Below are 21,982 nucleotides of genomic sequence, written 5' to 3' on the forward strand. Positions count from 1 at the left end.
CTTAATCAGTAGCTGTAGTTGTAGGTGGTGCTGGTGCTGGTGCTGTTGGAGTCCGAGCTGCTGGCGCTACCCGATCCGCTAATACCTGCGGAGACGTGCATGGCCGACATTGCGCCCGCGGCGAGCTGCGCGGTGTATTGCCCCAACGCCTTGGCAGCCTCCAGTGCGATCTGCGCTTGCTGAACCGCGTTCTGCATCCTGGCCGTGTACTCGCTGATCTGCATCTGCGCGTACGCGATGTTGGTCCGGGTGTTCATGTCGGCGAAGCGGGATTGCATTTCGGCGTCGGCCACCACTGCGTTCGACTTCGCGCGCCAGCCCTCTACTTGCGCCTGGTAGACCTGCGTGCTGTACTGCACCTCGCGCAGGCTTGCGTCAATGCGCGCCTTGAAGGCATCCACGTCGGCCAGGAATTTCGATACCTTCGTGCGGGCCGCCTCCATCTTGATCTGCGCGCCCTTCACCTTGATCTCCGCCTTGTTGGTCACGGCCTGCACCGTGGCCGCGTATGCACGCGACTGCGACTCCAGCACGCCTGCTTTGGCCGCCTCGCCCTTCACGCGCGACTCGTAGGCATCGAACTTCACCTTCTCTGCGCCCACCTGCTCGGCGAACGCCTGCACGTCGGCGCGGTAGGCGTCGAACTGCGACTTGATCGTGTCGGCGCGCACGGACGCGCCCTGCATGAGGGCCTTGTAGACCTCCACGTTGGACTGCACCGCTTCGATCTTGGCCTTGAACACCTCGACGCGCTGCTGGTTGATCTGGCCCAGCGCCACCTGCCCTTCCACCGCCGTCTTGTAGGCAGTCAGTTTCGAGAGGGCGGCATCCAGCCGCGTGCGGTAGACCTGCGCCAGCGTCTCGAAGGCTCCGTTCTGCGCGTTGAACAGGCTGATGCGCGCGTTGAAGACGTTGATCTGGCTTTCGGCCTGAAAGCGCGCCACCTCGAACAGCCGCTTCGCCATGTTCTCGTAGAGGTTGGTCGTGAGCTGCTCGAGCGCCATGCCTTGCTGCACGGCAAAGCGGATGTTCTCGATCTCCCACTTCGCGGCCTCGACGAGGATGTCGCGGTTCAGTTCCGCGGCTTTGAGACGGCCCTGCTCTCGGATCACGCTCGCCTGCTTCGTGAGCATGCCCGGCGGCATGGAGAAGCCACGCGCCGCCCAGGTGTCGACGGCCTCCTGCACCGCGCGCCCCGTCTCCGCGCTGTCGCGTTCGCGGGCCCGCGCGAAGAGCGCATCCTCAACGGCCGGCGGTAGGCCGGTGCCTCCGGCCATCATCGCCTTCACCTTCGCCTGCAGCTCATCGAGCACTTCCGATTCATAGACCGGCTCCGCCCAGTTGATGAAGACGTTGGGCACGGCGATGCCATCGGCATTGGGCGGCGCGGCGTCGAACGTCGGAAGCTGCGGAAACTCGAACACCGGCAAGTTGATGCGTTCCAGTGCCTCCATTTCCGGCATGGTGATGTTCGGCGCTGACGGCAGCTCCACCGTCGTGTCGACCTGCGGCCGTTGCGGTGCCGGGATCTCGGCCATGCCCGGCGCTTCAGGAATGTTGATCGGAATAGCAACTGGTGGGTCGGGCAGGTCCCCGAGGTCACCAAGTTCCAGTCCAGTCAGCAGCGCATCGATATTGATGTCGGCGGGCGAAGATGGCAGGACCAGGTTGGGCGGCGAGTAACCTGGCGCGTCGCCGAGGTTGATCGCGGGCGGGTTCGCAACGGGTGCCAGCGGTCGCGTCGGCACTGGCACGTCGGGCACCTGCACCGCGCCGATCTGCGCCAGGGCGGCGCTCAGCAGCGCGTTGTAGCGGTCTGCGAGTACCTCCAGGTCCGCCATCTTGTCGGTGACGGTTTCCACCGCCACGCCGAGGATGCTGTCGGGTTGAATGCCCATCACACTCTCCTTTTCGTTGGCGCCACATCGACGCTCAAGTCGTTGATCAAAGCGCGCTGGCCAGTCAGGCGGAGCGCGAAACTGAAGTGGCGGCCGCGTAGCCCTCGGCCAAAGATGAAACGCCCGTTGGTCAGTTCGCCGGCAGGCTCGACCGCCAGGGCGTAGGTGTAGGTCTCGGCCGTCCCGCTTTGCGTGCTGGTCACGTCCATCGCGGCGGTGCCATCCAACTCGTATTCCAAATAGGCCGCCACCGGGTGCACCAGGGCTCCCTGTCCTAGGTCAAGCTTTCCCGTAACGATCCGCCCCGCGATGGGGTCGGAACCGCCGTCCAAGGCGTGCACACCATCCTCTGCAATGCCGTACAGCACACCGTCGATCACGGCGACGCTGCTGAAGGTGTACGGCGCGTACCGGCTCATGGCCCAGGTGTCGGTGTTCGCGGTCCATGCCTGCCCGACGCCGGCACCAAGGGGGCCGCCATCCGCAACAGCGCCATCGATCACGAGATCTCGCGCATGCAGGTGATCCAGCACCGCGGAGGTGATCCCTGCACGGTCGACCAACGCCGCACCCGCTGTTTGGCGCGCATCGAATGCCTCATCGGCGAGCGCGGCGCTGTCCACAGAAAGCGATTCGGCCTGCACGCGGCCACCAGCCCAGTCGCTCGCGGCCGCCTGGTCCACCAGCATCACGGAGGCGAACTGGCCGCTGAAATCAGAGATCTTCGCCGCCTCGCTCACCAGTACCTGCGCGCGCCGCACACCCAGCACCTCGTCGCTGACGCGCACGGACTCGGCAACAAGCGTGAGGGACCTGTCCATCACCTCGTCCGTGCCGACGGCCGAATCCAGATGGAGCGCCAGCAGGCGCTCGGTCAATCGATCGCGGACCGCTGCGTCCTCGGCGACAAGATTGCGCGCACGCAGTACGTCGGACACGGAATCGCTCGCGGTCGCCCTCTCGTGGGCGAAATAGCTGGTGCTTCCGAACACCTCGTCGCCAGCAGTCGCGCTGTCGGCGTGCGTCACAAGCAGCCCGAACAGCACCACGCTGACGATCTTTGCAGCCTCCTCCGTGACGGCCGTCAAGCGAATCCACGTGGAGTCGCTCGCGACCGCCGTGTCCTGGCTGTCGTCTCGGTAGTTACTCATTGATGGCTCCAATGAAATGATGGGCGGTCTTGTGGTCCGCGAGAGAGGTGAAGCCAAATCGTTTGCGCTGCTTGGGGGCCTCGGGATCGCTCTCCGATGTGTTGGCGTAGGTTGTGTCTCCCGCGACGTTGCAAATCGCGTCAACGTAGAACACGTCGCCAAAATCGTTGGGGGAAGCGGTGAAGTAGCCCAGGCTCGGGTCCGCGTTCACTCGCTCGGGTTGATTCAGGATGGAGATCTGAAGCAGCCCCTCATTTTTGGAAGGCGCGCGAGTGGTGACGCTGTACTCCCGGACCGTTGGCGGGCCGCCGCCACCGCTTTGCAGCCATTCGTTTTTGTTGGGGTGAATCAGCCAGGTGTAGTCCTGCGGCAGGCCGCCCATCCAGTCACCTTGGTCTGCGAAGTCGGAGCACTGGTAGGGGACATAGTTGTAGCCCGTGACCCACACCGGATTGCCCTTGTTCGGCGCGGGCGAGACACCGGGCGCGGTTGCCATGTTGCCGCTGTGGCTGCCGCCCACCCACGCCCACACAAAGTCGTAGGTGAAGTAGCGGTAGCTGTTCGGGTCCGTGATGGAATAGACGGACAGGGAATCGGTTTTCGATGCCCCCGTGGTGGACTCACGCTGAGCGTGCAACACCGCATTGCGCGAAAGGTACGGCACGCACAAGGCGAGCGTCTTGCTGAAGCCCTCCGTGGTTTCAGCGTTGACCTTGTGCTGAAAGAATCGATTGCGCCAGATGGTGCCGACCATTGAGAAGAAGTGGTCGAAGGCGAACATCGGCACGGTGTCGTAGCCCAGGTCCGTGCCAACCGTCTTCGTAACCGTCGTGACCGGCGCAGCGGCTTCGCGCTCATCGATGTCTGTGGTGTAGAAGTTCCCCATCAGGGAAGTGTCGCCAGCGGTCGCGGTGCGCTCCCAGGCGCCCGTGATCATGCATTCCTCGTAGTTGTCCTCCACGTCCTGCTTGTAGGTCCGTTGGTCGAGGAAGTACTTCGCCGCCTTGAGCTGGTCCCCGAGGTAGTACCCGAACATGATGGTGTTGCACTTCACCGTTTGGCCTGCGGGCACGGCATCGATGCGAGCCGGCGAGAAGTCGAACGACACGCACCCTTCCATGAAGGGCTCCGGAAACTTGATCTGTGGCTGAAATTTCGGCTTGGCGCCATGCCACAGCTTGCCCTCGCCCACCTGCGCAATCGAGCCGCCATGCGTTGCAATCGGGTCTACTTCAAGGGCGTCCCAGTACTCGGCCTCCCCGGCGCCGGAGCGCTCTGAGCGAGCCAAGATCGCGGCGATCGGCACGCGGCGCAGCTTGTACCGGATCGCCAGCTCTCGAGGGCCGTTGTTTCCGAGGTGGCCGTTGAGCATCGCGAGGTACTGATTCAGCCGCTGCGCCTGGTCGGGGTCTTCGGGCTTGAATGCCTCCGGCAGCCTTCCAGCATCCCGGGCTGGTTTAAGGGCCAAGCTCAGCTTGAACGCCTTCCCGCGGCCCACATCGTCGCTCCCATAGTCGTAGCAGGTGTTGAACCCCTCGGTGCCACGCTCGTTGAACGACCAGCCGATGGCAGAGGTGTACATCAGGTTCTGGTAGAAGCTGCCCGCGTCGCAGACCTTCACGATGACCCCAGCCCGGCGCCAACTCTCGAAATCATCTGACTTGGATGGGAAGCTCTCGCCCGAAGGCATGCCCCCGAAGCGATCAAGGATCCACAGAATCTCGGTGTCGGAAACTTCCTCCATGTATTCCCGGAACGCTTCGGTCGTAGTCGCCGGGACCAGCGGTAATGGCATCGCATAGACGCCTCGCGTGTTCACGCGCAGCAGCCAAGGCTTGCCGTCGGCGTCGAACCCGACGCCATGTGTCTGGTTGAACTTGTAGTCGAACTGGAACTTCCCGTCTCGGGGGGGCAGACCTGTGTAGCCAGGCAGGCGCAAGCCAGAAATCTCGCGCTCGATGGGTGCACGAACCTTCTCCGGCAGCAGCAAGCGTGCGCGCTCAATCGGGTCATCAGGCAGCGCCTTCATGTCCTGCTTGCCGTAGCCGCCGACGATCTGCATCACCTGCGCCATGCCGCCGGAATACCAGGTCGCCCGCTGGTTCGCGTACTGAGTCGTCACCACGGTCGATGCGATCTTTGGCATCAGCTCGGACACCATCTCGTGATGCTCGATGACGAATCGCTGCAATCGCACAACCGCCGGCGGCAGTTGGGCGTCCTTCTCATAGCCCGCCAGGCGCTGGCGCGTCTGCATGGTCAACTTGAGCGCAATGCCTTGTTCAGGAAAAACGCGCCCTTGATCGATGGTGCCGGAGAACATCATTGGGATGAAGCCCTTCGCGAGTCCATCCGTTTGAGGCGTCGCAGTAGGCTCCGGCGGCTTCTGAATGATGAGACGCAGCACCCCGCCCGCGTCTTGCGCGATGGCAATGGCACCGCTCGGAAGCGTGCGGGCCATCTTGAGCGAGTCCACGCCGGAGGCGTCCTTGAAGTTCGTGAGACGACGCAGCAGCAACTCGGCAGCCGCAGCATCTTCCTCGGAGCTTGCCTCCCCCAGCGTGCCGTGCGGGCGCGGTTGATGCATCGATCAGACGGTCAGGCTCAGGCGGTAGCCGATTTCGTACACGTCGCCGCTCTGGAAGACGCGAGCAGCAGCGTATTTCGTCGCAGATACCAGCGCACCAGTGGTGCCGCCCTTGGTGCTGTTCGTCAGCATGGCTGCACCGGTCACGTTGAGCTGCGCTGCGGTCGCGATGGTCACACTCGCTGCGGCCGCCAGGTTGTCGATGGAACCGGTGTTGGTATTGGCCGAGGTCCACGCCGGTCGCGTCGGGCTCGTGTAGCCCTCCGTCAGGCTGACGATCTCCGATGCGACAGCCGCGAAGCTGGCCGCGGTCCAGTTCGCCGCTGGCGCGGCTGCGCCGCTGAACAGCGCCAGAAAATAGCCCGCAGGCTTCGGAATGCTGCCGAGCGCGACATTCAGGATGTGCGCCAGGCCTTCGGTCACGATCAGGTTCGGCGTGCGCGCCCAGGCGCCGCCGTTCACCCGGTCGAAGTATTCGCCGCGGGCCAGCACGCCCTGGCGAGGAAAGTAGATGCCGCCATCGCTGACATCGAATTGTTCTTTGTGGATGGCCGCGGCCAGCTCGTTGCGCAGGGTCATAGGAAGCTCCTGTGGAAGTCCTATGGCGCACTCCTGCGCACCGGTTGGAAAGCCCGCGGGTGCGGGAAAGTCTCAGACTACAGCGGTCAGCAGCCGCCGATCAAACACTACAGAGGTGCCGGCCCGCGCGGTGATGTCGCGCATTACGCCGGCCTGCAGCTCGGCCACCTGGCCGGACTGGGTGCCGGCCACGTAGCCGTTCTCCGCGAGCCAGATCGCTGTGCCCCCGCCACCCTGCGACAGGTCGGAGCCCATCGTGTCGGCATCGACCAGCATGGCACTGCCTGGCACCGGTGCACGCGCCGTCTTGCGCACCATGTTCAGGGTCTCAGGCGCGGAGCCTTCGAGGAAGGCCACATGATCGACCTGGCCCACCCAGATACCACCATCCACTGGTTGCACAAATGTGATGCGCTGCGGCATCTGCACGAAGCCGTGGCGCTCATCGTGCAGGTGGTAGGCCAGCGCCTCCGAGAAACGCAGCACGTTGGCCTTAGCGGTCAGCAGGCGACCGCGCCAGTACTTCAGGTACTTTCCCGTGGGCATGGGCGACAAGTTGAGGAATTGCGGCGGCCGGCCAAGATCGGGCAGCCGAGGGATTGAGATACCTGGGCCGCCCACCGCGTGGTCTTCTACGCGCGCCAGCTCCCCGCCGTTGGGCCGCGTCAGGTACAGCCGCATGCCCGTTACGCTCGCGTCCAGACACATAGGCGGCGTGATCTCCAGCGAGCCTGCATCACCCACCTCGGTGAAGCTGATCGCCGACGGCGCCGACTCCAGGGCACCACGCAACCACGCCACGGCCACGCCGTAGGTCCCGGCGCTCATTGAGCCACCACCGGCCAGGACCATCGGTGCGGCGGGCGTATCCAGCGTCAGGCGCTCTGCACGTGAACCGTTGAACGAGAAGATGCCAGCTGGTGCCGCCAGGCATACCTGGTTGTTCAGGACCTCGTGCGACACATCGCCCTCGCCCACCACCGCCAAAGACTCGCTGGCCCAACTCACGGGGTCGACCTTCACCCATTGACCGGCGAGCGTGCCGAAGGTGTCCCGGTGCAGCGGGCTTTGCCAGAGATCGCGATAGGGAATCTCGGTGACCCGTCGCGTTCCGGCGCGCAGCGAGGGCTTTCCCGCCGGCGAGACATCGACGTTTACAGCATCGCGCACGAACAGTCGCGGGTTCTCGCCGCCGCGCTGTAGCGCAGCCTCTTCCGCCACCAAGTTCATGCCGGCCAGCGGCATCAGGGGAATGGGTTTCATCAGAAAGCTCCTTTGCGATATTGATCCGAGTTGCCATCCGGTCGGATGTAGTGAAGGCCAGAGCGAACCCCGGGCGCCCCGACGCGCGCGGAATCGTGGCCAGCGGTGTTGATGTTGCGGCGGCCGCCCCACCCGTCATCTGCGTTTCGCACGCGCATGCGCTTGGCGAATTCCTGGAAGTCGTAGTCGCTGACGAAGGAATCGTGGCCCTGCGTCTGGAGCTCGCGCACCCGATGCGAAGCCCAGGCCGTCCCCAATGAGCTCGCGTCGAATCCAATCGGGATCGTTGGCCTCTTCGGCCCGACGTGCAGCGCCTGTGGCATGTAGAGCGTGCCCAGGCCCTCCGACGACCCCATCGCCTGCGAGAAGTGCCCGACTGCCTTCAACGTTCGATGGCGATGCTCCACCAAAGCACGTCCGAATGCCTGGAACGACCCGCCCGCGGGCTTGGCGAACGACGGTCCGGAATAGGGCGGCGGGGCAACGGACGGGCGCCCGGTCGCGTAGCCCGCAACCCCCTCTTCGATCACGATCCGCTGCGGACCGGGAATCGAGGTCCAGCCCATGCGCTGCATCGACGTGCCGACAGGTCGAAGAAACTGGAGCTTGTTGTAGATCGTGTGACGGCCGACAGCCCAACCGTCGGCCGAGTAGCTCTGCTTCACATCGCCGCGCCAGGTGAACACGCTTGGGCGGCCGAACACCGCCTCGGACCGCACGACGTGGAGCGTTTCCCGGCTCATTCCGTGGTTGCGGATGGCCTGGTCCGTGGCCTCTAGCACGGCATAGATCGTGTGGGGAGACTGCGCGGGCTTGCCCATGACAATCGTGTAGTCCATGCCTGCCACCTCGATCCGACGATTGAGCAGCGAGACATCCGGCTCCCCAATGTAGAAATCGAAGATGCCCGGTTCGACGCGAATGGTGTTTGCCGTGACCGTGGGCGTCCCCATCGCCAGCATCTCGGGGTCGGAGAATGGCTTCCCGTGGAAGATGTAGCCCTTCAGCAAATTGGGAACACCGGTCTGCGGATTCAGAGGCTTGATGCCATAGCCCTCTTCGCTTTCGACCTCTACGCCATCAGGTGGGATAACGAAGATTCGAAGATCGATGTACTGAGCTACCACTGGGTCCGCGCCAATGCGGCGAACCGTCACCTTATCGCTCACCAGCATGAAGTTCGCTCCGGGCACTCCAACACGCTGCTTGCGGTCGGCAATGCGCGCGGTGCCGAACAGCTCCATGCGCGTCCCCTCTGGGTTCACCACTCGCCACTGCGTGCGCACGAGCGTGTTGCCCCATTCGTCGCTCGCGCGACCGCGCGTGCGCAACTCGGGCGTCTTGTTGCGCAACGTGGCATCGCCGAACAGGTCACGGTGCGTCCACCGCGGCGTGACCTTGCGAAAGAAGATGTTCAGCGCCGGCGTGCCCATGCCGCCTGGCGGCATGCCGACGGGCGTGACGTAGCGCGAGTACAGATCCACGACTGGCAGCTCGATACGCGGCGGCGCGATGCCATAGCGCGACTCGAAGGTCAGCCCGCGGATGCGGTCAGCGACGAAGGGATAGCCGAACCACGCTGAATCGAAGCCTTGGACACGGTAGAAGCGCCGGAGATTGACCACCTCGGGTCGCCCATACTGCGTAGCCACGATACCCCTCGGCAAGATGGGCCGCGCGCCGTTATACGCCACAGCCCACTTCGACATCAACGGCGCCTCGATGCCGTCCAGGTTCAACGGGCGAATGCGGTGCGACACGGCGCCCGCCTTTTCGTACTCCGGCAGCACGGGCGCGGCGATGCCGGTCGCCGCCAACAATCTGGCGTTGTTGTTGATCGCGGGCGCGGTGATCCGCGTGGCGGTGAACCCAACGACGCGCAGCACCTTGTTGCGGTTCTCGATGGCAGTCCACTGCGGCCATGGCAGTGGCCACAGGCCGCTGCTCTGATCCTCGTACATGGCGATGTACTGCCGCAGGTTCCATGCTCTCGCCGTGCCCCAGCGCTGCGCTTCCTCAGGATAGGTTCGCACGCTCTCCGGGCGCAGATAGCGCTTGCGGTTCTGCACCGTGGGCCAGCCATAGCTGGCGAAGAATGGCGCCGGAAACACCTCGCGGTTCTCGGGAATGATGCGCGTCAGCCAGCGCGTCGCCTCGAACCCCTCCGCGCCCAGATACCGCGTGCCCCCGATGCTGTGCAGATGCATGTCGGGCTCGCGGATGCCCAGGGGCGCGAGCGTCCGCAGACCGCGGTCCACCCATGCACCTCCGAGGGCCATGAACTCGCGTCCCAGCGGGCGAACGGCCCGCGTGTTGTGCTCCACGCGCGCGCTACCGTAGGTGCCGCCCTCGATCCCCTTGCCGTCGGCAACGATGACGCGATAGGCGAATCCCACCGTTGCTACGCCCACGAGCAGCGTTTCGTTGCCGATCTGAAGAATCGGACGAACGGCCGGCCACACAAAGGGCGCCGGCACAGCAGGGGCAGCAACGCCTGCGGGCGCGAGACTCGGGGTTTGCCACAGCACGGGCCGGCCAACAGGCTGGAGCGGCACGGGCACGCCGCTGGGGGCGATCTCGCGCACGCGCCAGCCCACCACCATGTGCCCCAGGCGACCGAACTGCTGCGAGTCGATACCGGGGGGTGCGACGGACGGCGTCTTGTTGCGTGCCGCGGTGGCATCGCCCACGGCGCCCGGCGGAATGCCCATTGCGAAGAGCGTGCGTCGGGTGTTGCGCACCTCCGCCCATGGCGACATCTCCAGCGACGCCAACCCCGGCACCGACACGCGGAAGTCCTTCAGCCGAAGAGCCGTGTCGCCAAACACGGACGTGACCACCGACGCTGCATGGAAGATCCTGCGGGCACGGTCGGCCACACGCGGATACCCCGTGTCATAGCCGCCAATCCCACTCGGTCGCAGGTAGCGCGTCTTGTAGATGACGATCGGATACCCGAAGGCTGACGTGTCGAAGCCCAGCGGGCTGGGGTTGCGCCGCACCAAGGGCGTCCCGATGAGCCCGATGAACCCGCGCGGGAAAATCGTCTGGGGCGAAACGAAGGGCTTGCCAGCAACAGGTGGTGCAATGCCATCCGGCTTTGCCGTCTGGTCTGCCCTGGTGTTGATGACCTTGACCGCTCCCATGGCGAGCGCCGCGAGCCCAGTGGGCACCACAGACTTAACGCCGCCCTGTGCATAGGGCAGCCCCCACAGGGTAGCCACATGGCCAGGTGGTTGCAGGTACTGGCGCCAGTTGAAAACGCGAGCCGCGCCCGCGGAGCCGGGCGCGATGCTCGCGGGCGTTATGGCCCGCCCGGTGTTCGTCAGGTTCCCGAGGCCAAACTGCGCTGACGCGATGCCAAAGCCAGAAAGGCTGATGGTGCGCGAGCTCGTCTGGATCGTCGGCAGCCCGAACACGGCACCGGCCGATGCGCTCGTAGGTCGAATGCCGGCCGGCTGGGCAACGGTGTGCGCCCCCACGCGCAGCTGATCGAGCAGAGAAACGCTGTTGACCCGGCCCGCGCCGAGCACACCGAACTCGAGCGCGACCACTCCGCCAGGTGGCGGCGAATACGGCTCTCCGAGCCAGTTGAGCACCGCGCTTGACCCTGGAGGCGGGTTGTACCCACCGGCCAGGCGCACGCGCGTGACAGAGTAGAACGATTCGGCGGGAGCGCTGATCGTCTCCGGCACCAGGAACCGGCGCCATCGAACGTACTCTGGCGTGCCAACAGCATTGGCCGGCGGTTCGATGGAGGCTGGTCGGATGTGAGGAACATCCAGCTCAACGACCGGCTTCCCCAGTGAAGCGAATGCCGACCCGGTGACGCGCAGGAAGCGCGCGGCATTCCGAACACCGGTGATGCCGAAGCTGCCGGCCGCGAAGCCGCCAGCCTGGCGAACTGCAGCGGACACCGCGCCGAATTCGAGATTGACATCGCCGCCCGAGGGGACGGAGTAGCCGTCGGTGAATCCCAGCCCTGCGGAGCCACCAGCCGGAGGGGTATACGCCATTGCGCCCTCCTTAGAGAACCGGTGTCACATGAGCATAGACAACGCTGTTCTGCTCGGCCGAGTTGTCCACGCCCATGAGGGTGTAGACACCATTTGCAATTTCCTCGAATGCATATGCCCCGTCGGCAAACGTGTCGCGCGAGTCCACAATGACGCCAGATTTCTGCTCGAGCAGGTCAACGCGCCGCGCCGTCGGCATGCCGAGGACCGTGGTCGAGCCCGCAAGCCGGAACCTGCCGGTAAACGGCGTCATGTTGTACAGCTTCGTGAAGTTGCGGATTCGCGCGAAGCCATTACCGCGGGTGACCGTGGGAAACAGGGTCTGCGCCAGTGCTGCGCTGTTGTACTTGAACGACTGGCCGTTGCCCGGCAGCACTCGGTTCGTGATCGAAGCGGGCGGCACCGCCGTCGCATCGTACGTGTTGGTGCCACTTAGCGTGAACGTCTGATCTGCCCAGGCACGCTGGCGAGTCCACGTTGTGCCGTTGTCGCTCCAATACAGCGCAAAGTTCTTCGGCGAGAAGGTCACGCTGAAGTCGCTCGGGTAGTAGATGCGGATCTCAACGATGTCTCGCGGCGTCCCTCCGAAGTCGTACTGCAGCCACTCTGTCGCACCCGCGGGCGTGGTAGCAGAGTTCCACAGGTTGCCCGTCGCAGTGATGCCGTCGAAAGCCTTTGACGCCGGATATGTAGCGTTCAGAACGCTGCTGGCAGACGGAGTGCCCCCGGTGCACACGGACGCGCCCCCAGGGGTGATCGCCATGATCAACTCGCCGACAAGGGTCTGCGTTCCCCCGTTCGTCTGCGAGAAGTGGACACGCCAGTAGCGGTGCGCGGCCATGGTTTAGCTATCCCATGGGCCAGTGATGTCCAGCATGATGCAGCCCGACGTGGAAGACTGCTGGCCATAGAGGCACAGCAGCTTGCGCCCCATGAGGCCTTGAACGTTCTCCACGACGTCGAGGTTGTTGAACGCACGGCCATGCATCGGCTCGTAGAACCCGGGCATGCGGCCGCGGATCACCGCGGGCGAACCCTGCGTAACCATCACCGGCGCCATGTAGAAGCCGTTGTCGACCGCGTGCGGGTAGCTGATCGGCGCCGCGGAGCCAAGGCATGTGCCGGACAGGCCAGTGCCGTAGAGCGACACGTAGCGCGAGCCCGGGATGGCGGTGAAGTCACGCGCCAGCATCATGCTGGACGTGAATGTGGTCCCCGACGTGATCGAAGTCGCTGCGTTGAACAGCCCGTTCGTCGGGCTAGAGGTCTGCGCCTGCGCTGTCCCACCAGTCAGCATGGTTGCCCAAACGTCGCCTGGCTTGTACGAGATCACATCGCCGAAGCCCATGCAGTAATTCGTGTTCGAATTCGACGGGATGAGGGTGGTGTTGTCCGCCTGAACAATCAGGTAGAACACCTTTCCGTCGGACACGAGGATCCATGTCTTCGGCACAGTGTCTGCGGTGCTGGACTTCCGCCAGATGTAGCCGAACGTGCTCTGGGCAATGGTGGGGAACATGTTCACACCAGTGTCCACGTCCGTCATGCTCTCGTAGGCCCAGACGCGAGCCTCGAGCGCGGCACCGGTGCCGCCGCCATCATCCAGCACACGCAAGTAATGGCGATTGCTCGACAGGTCGTTGCAGCGATACACCGCCTTGTTGGGGCCCGCAAAGACCTTCGTGTAGCCGACCGGCGAGCGCTTCGCCGTGATCGTGCCCGTGGCGGGCGTCGCGGGCGAGTTCAGCACGCTGTAGGTGAACGTGGTGGCGGTCAGCACCGTGACCACTGCGTCGACGTTGTAGTCGGCCTGCGCCGCCCCGCCGATGGTTGCCGAGTCACCGGTCGCCAGTCCGTGGGGCGTCGCCGTGGTTACGGTGGCCGTGGTACTCGTCCGGGTGATGCTTGTCACGTTCACCGAACCGTAGCCGTTCTGGAGTACGGCATCGAGGAAGGTGACCATGCTCGCGTTCTGACCGAACAGCGAAGGAGCGCCCTGGTCGGAACTCTTCAGAATCTTGATTGCCATATCAGTTGCTCCTGCCCAATGGGTCTTCGTTCGGCCAATAGCCCTTGGCCCCGTGCCATTGCGTATAGGCATCCAGCAGCGCCTGGTCGCCCACCTGGGCAGCCTCACGGACAGCGCACTCGGTCGCCCAGACGTGCGAGTCGCTGGCGGATCGGCCGAAGCGCTCGCATGCGTACATCTGGAACGGAGGCAGCGCGGCCACCGCGCCCCAGTTGACGCGCAGAGTCGGTTCGGGCGTCAGCACGATGGGCTTGGGCTCGATGCCAGTCACACCGATGACCAGCGGCGGCGGTTTCGCGGGCTGTTGGGCGTTGACGGAATCGGTCATTTGTCGCGCAGGGCTGGTGATTGATGGGGCGCGAGAGCCGTGTAGGCCCCCTGCGTTTGCGGGTCGAGCATGGCCACCATCGCGCGGGTCGCTTCAACCGTTGCAATGGGTGTGCGCAGCTCGGCGCTGGCCAGCGCCAGGTTGTCTTTCAGTGACTGCTCGGTCACAACTCCCTGGCCGAGCTGGTCGAACAGATCGGCGTACATGCGCTGCGTGCTCTGCAGGGCGTTCTGGAGTTGCCGGCCTTGCTGCACCCAGAAGTCGCGCTCAATCAACAGAGCGCGGTTCTTGGCAGTCAGCCGCGCGATCTCTGCATCCTTCGACTGAGACTTGAACGCGGCCATGCATCAGACCTTGAAGATCTTGTTCACCCCGTTGTCCCAGGTGACGATGATGTCGCCGCCGTTGGGCGTGATGGGCAGACCCGTCGCCGTGTCGATGAACGCAACCAGCGGGCTGGTGGCCTCTGTACCGGTGTCGATGTAGATCACGATGGCTTCGATGGACGGGCCAGACACGCTGGTGAACGTCACATCGGCGCCATCGGCTGCGCCGCCCGTGGTGGTCTTCGCTGTGAGCGTCACCGGTCCCGCGATGCGCGAGCTGATCGGAATGTCGGCCAGATACTGGTGGACCGCCGTTTGCGGCGTATAGGCGCCGGTATCGACCAACAGGATCTTGACCGTATCGGTCATCCAGTTGATCTGCGCTTCGAGGAAGCGCTGGCGGGCGGCGTCATAGAGAGTGTTTGCCATTTTTGGCCTCTTCTGTAGAAGAGGCGCACTCCTGCGCGCCGGTGTGGATGCGCCCACCTGGGCGCACGATCGGGGTCTTTGGGTCAGCGCAGATCGCGAGACGAGCGCGCTGGCCCGACTTTTGAGTGAGCGTGACAAGCACGTCGCCGATGCGCACGGTCTCCCCCGCGCGCAGTTCGATGTGGTGAAGGGTGCTGGCCACTATGGATGGACCACTGTGAGGTGGTCGGTGTCGTCGCGCGTGCTGCGCCGCAAGTCCGAATCGGGCAGCGGACCGAAGTAGGCCGTGAACTCGGCTTCGGCGGCCGCCGAGCGGGTTGGGTCGAAGGTCTCGGTATCGGGGATCGAGAAGCCGCGATGCAACGCCCATTGCACCAGGTGCTCGTGGTGGGCTGGATGGATTTCCGGAGCGTCGGTGTTTTCGACCATGGGAACGAGCGGCAGCCGGTAGCCCTCGATGCGAAGGACGCCAGCGCCCACGGGCGTGCTCACGAGCCTGATGGTCGTTTCTCCCTGGATGGCGAACAGGATCTCGCCGGCTTGCAGGTGCTCGCCCGCGCGCCAGCCCGGGTTCTTGCGATCGAGCCATTCCCGCGTCACCAGCTTCGGCGTCGTCGTCTCGAACTGCGCGCCTTCAACCTGTAGGTGCACCAGCTCGTACAGTGCCGCATGCAGCGGGTAGGTGTGCTGGCCGGCTTGGATGGCGATCTCGCAGATTTCAGGCTTGGCATCCTCGAGCAGGAGCCGACCGCGCACGGCCGCCTGCGCCTGGGCGTCGTTGAGCCAGTCACGCACGTCAGCATCCGGCCAGAACGGCGGAATCTCACGGTCGAAGGCGAGCGTGCGAAAGCGACGGATCAGGTCCTGCAGCGTCATGGATCAGGGCACGCCGTACTGGTCGATCATTTCGACAATGCGGGCGCGCATGTTCTCCACGGACAAGTTCTTCGGCACCTTCTGGCTGAACTTGGTGACGCCGAATTCCTGCAGAGCGTCCTTGTCCATCGAGTCCAAGGTCTGCACGAGGTCGAGTCGGTTCTGTTCGGCCAACTTGCGCGCGTCCTCGGTCTTGTTGGCTTCAGCGAGGCGCTCCTCGGTGTCGTCAGCAGGCTCCTCGGCCGCTTCGTCCTTGGGTTGGGTTTCCCCGGTCGGCGCCGCCGGCGGTTGCCCATCAGCTTCGGTCGGCTTCGCGCTCACGCCGCCGCCTTCGCCACTGGCGCCCTGATCGCCTTCGCCGCCCTGCGCGCCGGCCTCGCCAGCGGGCTGCACAGGAGCGGTCGTTGGTGCGGGTGCGGGTGCGGGTGCGGGTGCGGCGGACGCTACGACAACGCGCTCGAAGCAGTCCGAGTGACGCAGAAACTTCGCGACCAGATCAAGGTCGCTGATGGTGCGCACCTGCTCGGGGACGAAGGTCAGGTTCGAGCCGTAGAGGCGGTCGTAGAACGGGTCTTCGCGACCGATGTACTTCACGGGCACGCCGGCGGTCTTGGAGGTCATGGTGGTTCCTTCAGAACGGGAGAGGGACAGGGGAAGGCCGGTGGCCCTCCCCTGCTCGCATTACTTCGCGCCCAGGCGTTCGCCGTGGACGATGAAGTCGATGCGGCTGGCCTTGGCGTTGGCCGCGCCCGCGAGCGTCAGCACCAGGAAGGCTTCCTTCGCCAGCGTCACCGGCGCCTTCGACGAGCTCGTGCGCAGACGGGCGGCGGCGTTGAGGACGATGCCCGCCCCGAAATAGGCGAGGTCCTGAGGCACCTCGGCGCTGTCCTCGCCGTCGGCATACTCGAAGCCGAGCGAGCCGGTCACGGCCGCGGTCATGGCGATCGACACGATCGACTGCAGGTCCTCAAGGCGGAAACCCGCCGGCAGGCTTTGCAGGTACACCTTGTCGCCGATGCCGAGAGGCGTGGTCGCGTTCGCTCGCACAGCTGCGCCGGAGGCGTCGGTTTCGAGCGTGGCCCGCAGCGTGGTGACGTTGCCGTAGGCGGCCATGCCGCCGAACTGGTTGATGCCCAGTCCCTTGAGTTTGATGTTGGCCATGTGTGGCTCCTTGATGGGGTGAAGGGAGAGAGGCCGGGTTGCCCCGGCCCTGGGTCATCAGCCGCGCGGCTTGATGATCGGCACCACCGTGTCGAGGACCGTCACACCGTGGTCGGTGAACTGGGTCTCGTCGCCATGGTCGATCGCGAAGCGAACCTTGGACATGCCCAGGATCGCGCCGATCAGGATTTCCAGCTTGTCGCCGTGGTCGTCCTTCTCTTCGCTCCAGAAGAACGGCATGCCGCTGTGCTCCGAGGCGCCGAAGGCCTGCGCCAGGCCCTGGCCACCCATCAGGATGGCGCGGTCGATGGCGAACTTCGTGGTGAAGCTGGCCGGCACGACCGCGGCCGTCTCGTTCTCGGAGTCGTAGGCGGCGCAATACCGGATGGTGTCGCCGGCGTAGAAGCGGATCGGCTTGGGCATCTTCACCATGAGGATGCCGCCCCACAGGCCAGCTTCCATCAGGAACAGCGGATGGTCCTTGGCCAGACGCGCACGGGCCACCGCGTTCGCCTGGAAGTTGCGGAAGGCCGGGTCCGTGGCGAAGCCGCTGTACTGCGCGGGCGACAGCAGCATCACACGGATCGGGCTGTCGGTAGCGGCCTGGTCGTCGTCGAACTTGACCGGGGGCGGCGGCAGCGGGATCTGGTCGATGTAGGTGCGCACCGCATCGACGGTGCCCATCTTCAGCAGGTCGGTCGAAGCGATGTCGACCTCGCCGGCATTGACGGTGAACTGGTCGATCGCGCCGGCCTTGGCCATGAAATGGCGGTTCTTGGTCGGCGCCTTGACGCGGTTAACCAGGATCTCGGAGAACGCCGGGTGCGTCTCGACCGGCACACGCCACTCGATGTTGTCGTGGAAGCCGCGCGCGCCCGCCGCGTGGACCAGGATCGACTGGTCCAGGTAGTCGTCCATCTTCTGCTGAGCAAGCGGGCGCCCGACTCGGCGCAGGTCCACCGGGCTGCGAATCTGCGACATCACATCGCCCATGTCGATCGGGAAGCGCGCCTGATTGACGCGCAGCCGGTCTTCGGACAGCTTGATGCCCACGCCGCGGCCCTTGGCGTATGCGCTGCCCATGATCGGGTAACCGCCGCTCGGGTTGATGAGGTTGAACTTCACCTCGTCGCCCTTGCCCTGGCCAAGGTCCTGCGCCTGCACGATCGGCATGTGATTGCTGGACTGCTTCTTGATCGTGCTGATCGCGCCCTCCAGCTTCGGCATCTTGCCGACCAGCCGGTTCATGGTGGTGTTGCGTTGCTGGCTGACGGCGAACACGCCAGCTGCCTGCTGGACCATCGCCTTCGGGTCGCCATACGCGGTTTGCGTTTTCGTTGCGGTCATCTAGACCTCCTTGTGTGTGGTGCTGCGTGGGCCTGACGGCTCACAGGGATCGGTTCAGGAACGCATCGATCTGCGCGGGCGTCATGCCTTGCATGGCGTCGGCCATCGATACGGGGTCCATGGCCGCCAGTCGCTCGTGCGGCGACAGCGCGTCAGCCCGCCCGCCCGGAATGTCCGAGAGGGAGGCCGGCACGGCTGGTGCCGCCGCAGCGATGGCGGCTTGCGCCGCGACCTTTGGGTCGGTCGTGGCGGCTTCGCTTTTTCCAGGAACCGGAGCCGCGGCAGGCGCGGCAGTGGCCTTCTTGAAGTCGTTGAACAGTTCGACCACCTGCGCCGTGGTGCCCTTCTCCAGCACGCCACGCAGCGTGGGCTGCAGGTAGCTGGGTTGCGCACCGATCCACTGCTGCAACTCGGCGCTCTCCGCCATGGAGTCCGCGTCCGGGTGTGCCTTGTAGATGGCGTCGTAGTGCGCGTTGCGAGCGGTGTGCTGCTGTTGCTGCTGTAGCGGAGCGATCGCCTTGTTGATCCGCTCCTCCACGCGCTGGTCCACCAGCGTCGCGATGCCGTTCGCCAGCGCCTCCTCGGAGAAGTCACCGAAGAGAGCCGGGTCCACCCCGCTGGCGATCGCCGCTTGCGCGGCCGCCACCTGGTTGTCCGTCTTCGTCGGCGCTTGCCCCGCATCAGCGCGCTGTTGCGCTTGGGTCTGCAAGTCAGCGAGTTGGCGCTGGGCCGTCTCCGCTTGCGCCTTCCAGTGCTGCTCGCCCTCGCGGGCCTGCACCAGCTTCTCGTAGGGGATGGTGTGCTTGCCATCCTTCGCGAGCAAGATTGCGTTGGACGCATCGGGCTCGGCCGCGGGAGCTGCTGCCGGCGCCGCGGCGGGCGCTGGAGCGGGGGAAGGTGCAGGCGAAGCGGCCGGAGCGGCTGCGCTGCTGTTCGTGTTGGCGGCACCCGCTTCGGTGGAAGCGGCGGCGTCTGCAGCAGTGGTGGACGCGGGCGCGCCACCGTCATCCAGCCCGAAGCTGGTATCGCCCGATGCGAGCTCGAGGAGCTGCGCAGCCTGCTGCGGCGTCAGTGCGCCGGTGATTTCGTTGTTCTGGAAAAAGTCGTTGGATGTCGTCATGCCTGTCCCGCCACATATCGCCGTGGCCGCAAAGGGGCCAGCAATCCGGTGCGAGCCACGTGGGCCCGCGCCATCTGCCTTGAATCCACGGTGTTGCCACCGTGACGTCGCCCCAACGCTCGCGCGCGGTGCTTGAGGGGCAGTTTCAAGAGACGGGAGACAAAGACGAAACCCTACAGGGGGGCATGAAAAAGCCGCCTCGAGGGCGGCTTCTCAGTTGCAAGCGGGAAGGTGTGTCGCTCAGCGCGGGTGACGGTCCACTTTGATCGGGCCGTACATGCCGCTGTAGATCAACGCCTCCCACATCTTCTTGATCGCCTGGCCCGAGTCCTGGCTCACGAACAACGACGACCGGCTGCCGTGCGGAGAGCCAAGCAAGTAGGAGCGCATCGTCTCCCACGTCTCTGCAAGCTGCGCCCACTTCCAGCCTGGAACTTCCTTCTCGAGCATTAGAGGCATCGCGATGGAAAGGGGGATCGGCTCGTGAGGAGACAGCCGCCGCGTCCATTCGCACTTGACCAGCACCGGCGTTGCGTCTGTCGTGTAGAGCTTCACGTCGAGTTTTTCGGCAGTGATCCTCGCCGCGTCCTGATGCGGTAGCGCATTCACTGAAGCGATGAGCTTGTCCGCGCCGTTGCCGTAGGGGCAGCTGATGAAACCGTGCACGAAGGCCCGAGTGTGGTCGAGCCCTTTGTAGCCGCACCGATCGCTCGGAAACGTCACTGGTTGGCGCTCGTCGTGATGCGTGACAAGGGGATGCCACGAGGGGTAGGTGCTGATGACTGGGCCGAGCTGCTCCGAGATTTGCCACAACGCATCTCGGCTCTCCGCGCGCTCCTTCTCGCTCACGGTCAAGGCGCGACCAGTGAAGTAGTCCTCGACCTCCTGGTAGCCGCTTTGCTTGGATTCGTCAGCCCTGAACGCTGCCATAGGTCGCCCCCTAAAGTTGATAGTCTGCGCATGATATGCCACTTTCATGCGCAACCATTCAACATTACGGATTGAATGGCTATTCTGCGGGCGACGCCTCCAATCCCTACGCCTACTCGACCACTACCCAGTCCTCGGCCAGCATGTCCGTCTGCGAAGCCAGCCAGCCCATCAGGATGCCGCCGTCGACAGTCTTCATGCTGATCGAGGGCAGCACGACCGCACTGCCGCCGTTCAGCCGCGCATATTCGCTGTTGTTGGTCGACCAAAAATTCTCGAACGCGATTTCGCGCCCGGTCAGTGGGCCGCTGAGCGACAGCCACATGCCTTTGCCGTTCCAGCCCGCGCGCGCTACGCGATGGCCGGCCTTGAGATGGCGGATGGCGTCGCCGAAGTCGAAGTGCGGGGGAGCGTAGCCAGCCGCCGCGAGCACTGCATCGGCCGCGATGGCGATTGCCGGCTCGACGCGGTGATCGTCGCGCACGGGCAGGCGGACCAGTCCCGCGTCGGCGGCAGGGCTGGTATCCCGCAGGCCAAGCGCCGACGCGGGTGCGGGCACCTCGCTCCAGAACGCGCCGTGCAGGTAGTTCCACGCGCGGTTGACGTGGTCGTTGAAGCCTGGATGCAGGTCCGCCAGCTCTTCCATGGCGTTGCGGATCGCCGGGTAGAGCACTCGCGACGCATGGGAGTCGCCCGCCGACGGCTCTGCGCCGGCGCCCTTCGCCAGCAACGCATCGAGCGCCTGGCGCACCGCGGCGCCGATCTGTGCTCCGGTGTGGGTCATGTCGGCGGTGCGGCCGGCTACAGCGTGTATGGCGCCCAGTTCCATTTCCTGGCGGAAGGTGCGCGGGACACAGGGCGACGCCACAGGTTCCTTTGCCTCCGCCACCTGCTTGGCGGCTTGGCCCCTCTGAAAAGGCATCCAACCGCAGAAAGCGCAGTCGGGCGCCGCGTCGTCGCCTTGCACCATGGTCACGCTGGTGCGGCTGTGCGGCGTGCCGTTGGCATCGAAGACGGTCAGGTTGAGCATCCTGTCGTTCCAGACGCGAGCGATGATGGCCGCGTAGGGCCCGCCGCTCTCGTTGCGAACAAAGCCCGACTCGGCAGTGTTCGACGCAGGGTAGAACCAGACGACACGGCCGACGGTCGGGATGATGATGGTGTTGGGATCGGTCACAGTGGGCTCCTTGCAGAAGTGCAAAGGCCCTGTGGTCTGGCATCCCCGGTAGCGGCCGTCCTCCTTTCGGAGGTGGGATGCCAGAACACAGGGCTCTGGGTTGGTTGTCGTGGCCGCTACCCGTTGACGTGGTGATCGTCGGACGGCTCGGCGTGCGCAGCGAACCCTACAGGGGGCGTGCGGCAGAATGCGCAATCGGCCCTACCTTCCTACACCATGTACCCCATCGTTGAAGTTCAGCGCGGCGCGCCCGCGGGCCATGACGTCGAATCGTTTGAAGCAAAGGTCGCCCGTGTGTGCGGTGAGCACCTCAACGCTGGTAGAGCCAAGGCGTTCGCGTTCGTCTTCGCGAGCTTCGAGGATGGCATTACCCAAGGCATCCTCACCGACCACGTATGCAACCGGGAGTTGCATCGACTGTCGGGGTCTGAGCTGACCATCTTCTTTCTATGGTCCAACATGTATCGGGCCACTGCGGAAAACTTCAATGAAGTGATGATGGGCAAGCTTGGGCTGCCGCCGGATCAGAAGCTCCCATGCATCGTTTTCTTTCGAGTCGAGGACGACAAGGCGAGCCGCATCGAGGCGGTGTCGCTTGTCGAAGACTGGCTGCGTGGCTACCAGGTGCTGCGGAAATCCATCGAGCGCTTCCTGGCCGGCGAGCAACAGGCCGCCTACCTAGACGATGTCGAGTTCACGGACATTCCCGTGAAGGACCTCACGCTCAAGCTGCTCGAGACGTTCTCCGCAGCCCGATAGCCAAGC

General features: G+C 64.8%; 19 protein-coding genes. 1 reads left to right on the forward strand and 18 read right to left on the reverse strand.

Annotation, left to right across the window (positions count from 1 at the left end; translation table 11 throughout):
* Positions 1–5 precede the first annotated feature (5 nt).
* The 18 genes from ACZYSP_RS07210 to ACZYSP_RS07295 form a co-directional block, all read right to left on the reverse strand.
* On the reverse strand, positions 6–1,898 hold the full coding sequence (locus ACZYSP_RS07210; RefSeq protein ID WP_489013345.1) for a hypothetical protein: 1,893 nt from the start codon (positions 1,896–1,898) through the stop codon (positions 6–8).
* Positions 1,898–3,049, reverse strand: a complete 1,152-nt coding sequence (locus ACZYSP_RS07215; protein ID WP_489013346.1) for a hypothetical protein — start codon at positions 3,047–3,049, stop codon at positions 1,898–1,900. The genes ACZYSP_RS07210 and ACZYSP_RS07215 overlap by 1 nt, the downstream gene beginning before the upstream one ends.
* The gene (locus ACZYSP_RS07220; RefSeq protein ID WP_489013347.1) at positions 3,042–5,636 is read right to left on the reverse strand and encodes a hypothetical protein; all 2,595 of its coding nucleotides are present in this window, start codon (positions 5,634–5,636) and stop codon (positions 3,042–3,044) included. The genes ACZYSP_RS07215 and ACZYSP_RS07220 overlap by 8 nt, the downstream gene beginning before the upstream one ends.
* A 3-nt stretch (positions 5,637–5,639) precedes the next feature.
* A complete protein-coding gene (locus ACZYSP_RS07225) occupies positions 5,640–6,215 on the reverse strand; it encodes a hypothetical protein (RefSeq protein ID WP_489013348.1) in 576 nt (191 codons plus the stop codon).
* A 72-nt stretch (positions 6,216–6,287) separates the two neighbouring features.
* Complete coding sequence (locus ACZYSP_RS07230) at positions 6,288–7,478, reverse strand: hypothetical protein (RefSeq protein ID WP_489013350.1); 1,191 nt, start codon at positions 7,476–7,478, stop codon at positions 6,288–6,290.
* Positions 7,478–11,494 (reverse strand): hypothetical protein, encoded by a 4,017-nt coding sequence (locus ACZYSP_RS07235; protein ID WP_489013352.1) that lies wholly within the window; start codon positions 11,492–11,494, stop codon positions 7,478–7,480. The genes ACZYSP_RS07230 and ACZYSP_RS07235 overlap by 1 nt, the downstream gene beginning before the upstream one ends.
* A 10-nt stretch (positions 11,495–11,504) precedes the next feature.
* Positions 11,505–12,335: a discoidin domain-containing protein gene (locus ACZYSP_RS07240; RefSeq protein ID WP_489013354.1), complete on the reverse strand. Its 831-nt coding sequence runs from the start codon at positions 12,333–12,335 to the stop codon at positions 11,505–11,507.
* A gap of 3 nt (positions 12,336–12,338) precedes the next feature.
* Positions 12,339–13,523 (reverse strand): hypothetical protein, encoded by a 1,185-nt coding sequence (locus ACZYSP_RS07245; protein WP_489013356.1) that lies wholly within the window; start codon positions 13,521–13,523, stop codon positions 12,339–12,341.
* A 1-nt stretch (position 13,524) separates the two neighbouring features.
* Positions 13,525–13,851 carry a hypothetical protein gene (locus tag ACZYSP_RS07250; protein ID WP_489013358.1) on the reverse strand — a complete coding sequence of 109 codons (327 nt, stop codon included), beginning with the start codon at positions 13,849–13,851 and terminating at the stop codon, positions 13,525–13,527.
* On the reverse strand, positions 13,848–14,195 hold the full coding sequence (locus ACZYSP_RS07255; RefSeq protein WP_489013360.1) for a hypothetical protein: 348 nt from the start codon (positions 14,193–14,195) through the stop codon (positions 13,848–13,850). Before ACZYSP_RS07255 ends, ACZYSP_RS07250 begins: the two co-directional genes overlap by 4 nt.
* 3 nt (positions 14,196–14,198) lie before the next feature.
* Positions 14,199–14,606, reverse strand: a complete 408-nt coding sequence (locus ACZYSP_RS07260) for a hypothetical protein (protein ID WP_489013362.1) — start codon at positions 14,604–14,606, stop codon at positions 14,199–14,201.
* 201 nt (positions 14,607–14,807) lie between these two features.
* A complete protein-coding gene (locus tag ACZYSP_RS07265; RefSeq protein ID WP_489013364.1) occupies positions 14,808–15,482 on the reverse strand; it encodes a phage adaptor protein in 675 nt (224 codons plus the stop codon).
* Between the two features lie 3 nt (positions 15,483–15,485).
* Complete coding sequence (locus tag ACZYSP_RS07270; protein WP_489013366.1) at positions 15,486–16,103, reverse strand: hypothetical protein; 618 nt, start codon at positions 16,101–16,103, stop codon at positions 15,486–15,488.
* A gap of 60 nt (positions 16,104–16,163) precedes the next feature.
* A complete protein-coding gene (locus tag ACZYSP_RS07275) occupies positions 16,164–16,643 on the reverse strand; it encodes a hypothetical protein (protein WP_489013368.1) in 480 nt (159 codons plus the stop codon).
* 57 nt (positions 16,644–16,700) lie between these two features.
* Complete coding sequence (locus tag ACZYSP_RS07280) at positions 16,701–17,990, reverse strand: phage capsid family protein (RefSeq protein ID WP_489013370.1); 1,290 nt, start codon at positions 17,988–17,990, stop codon at positions 16,701–16,703.
* A gap of 40 nt (positions 17,991–18,030) precedes the next feature.
* Positions 18,031–19,110 carry a hypothetical protein gene (locus tag ACZYSP_RS07285; RefSeq protein ID WP_489013372.1) on the reverse strand — a complete coding sequence of 360 codons (1,080 nt, stop codon included), beginning with the start codon at positions 19,108–19,110 and terminating at the stop codon, positions 18,031–18,033.
* Positions 19,111–19,350: 240 nt separating this feature from the next.
* Positions 19,351–20,040, reverse strand: coding sequence for a hypothetical protein (locus tag ACZYSP_RS07290; RefSeq protein WP_489013374.1), 690 nt, complete (start codon positions 20,038–20,040; stop codon positions 19,351–19,353).
* 112 nt (positions 20,041–20,152) lie between these two features.
* The gene (locus ACZYSP_RS07295; protein WP_489013376.1) at positions 20,153–21,217 is read right to left on the reverse strand and encodes a DUF2829 domain-containing protein; all 1,065 of its coding nucleotides are present in this window, start codon (positions 21,215–21,217) and stop codon (positions 20,153–20,155) included.
* Positions 21,218–21,433: 216 nt separating this feature from the next.
* Between ACZYSP_RS07295 and ACZYSP_RS07300 the strand changes: the two genes are divergently transcribed.
* Positions 21,434–21,976 (forward strand): hypothetical protein, encoded by a 543-nt coding sequence (locus tag ACZYSP_RS07300; protein WP_489013378.1) that lies wholly within the window; start codon positions 21,434–21,436, stop codon positions 21,974–21,976.
* Positions 21,977–21,982 lie beyond the last annotated feature (6 nt).

The sequence above is a fragment of the Variovorax sp. F042 genome, assembly GCF_057814215.1.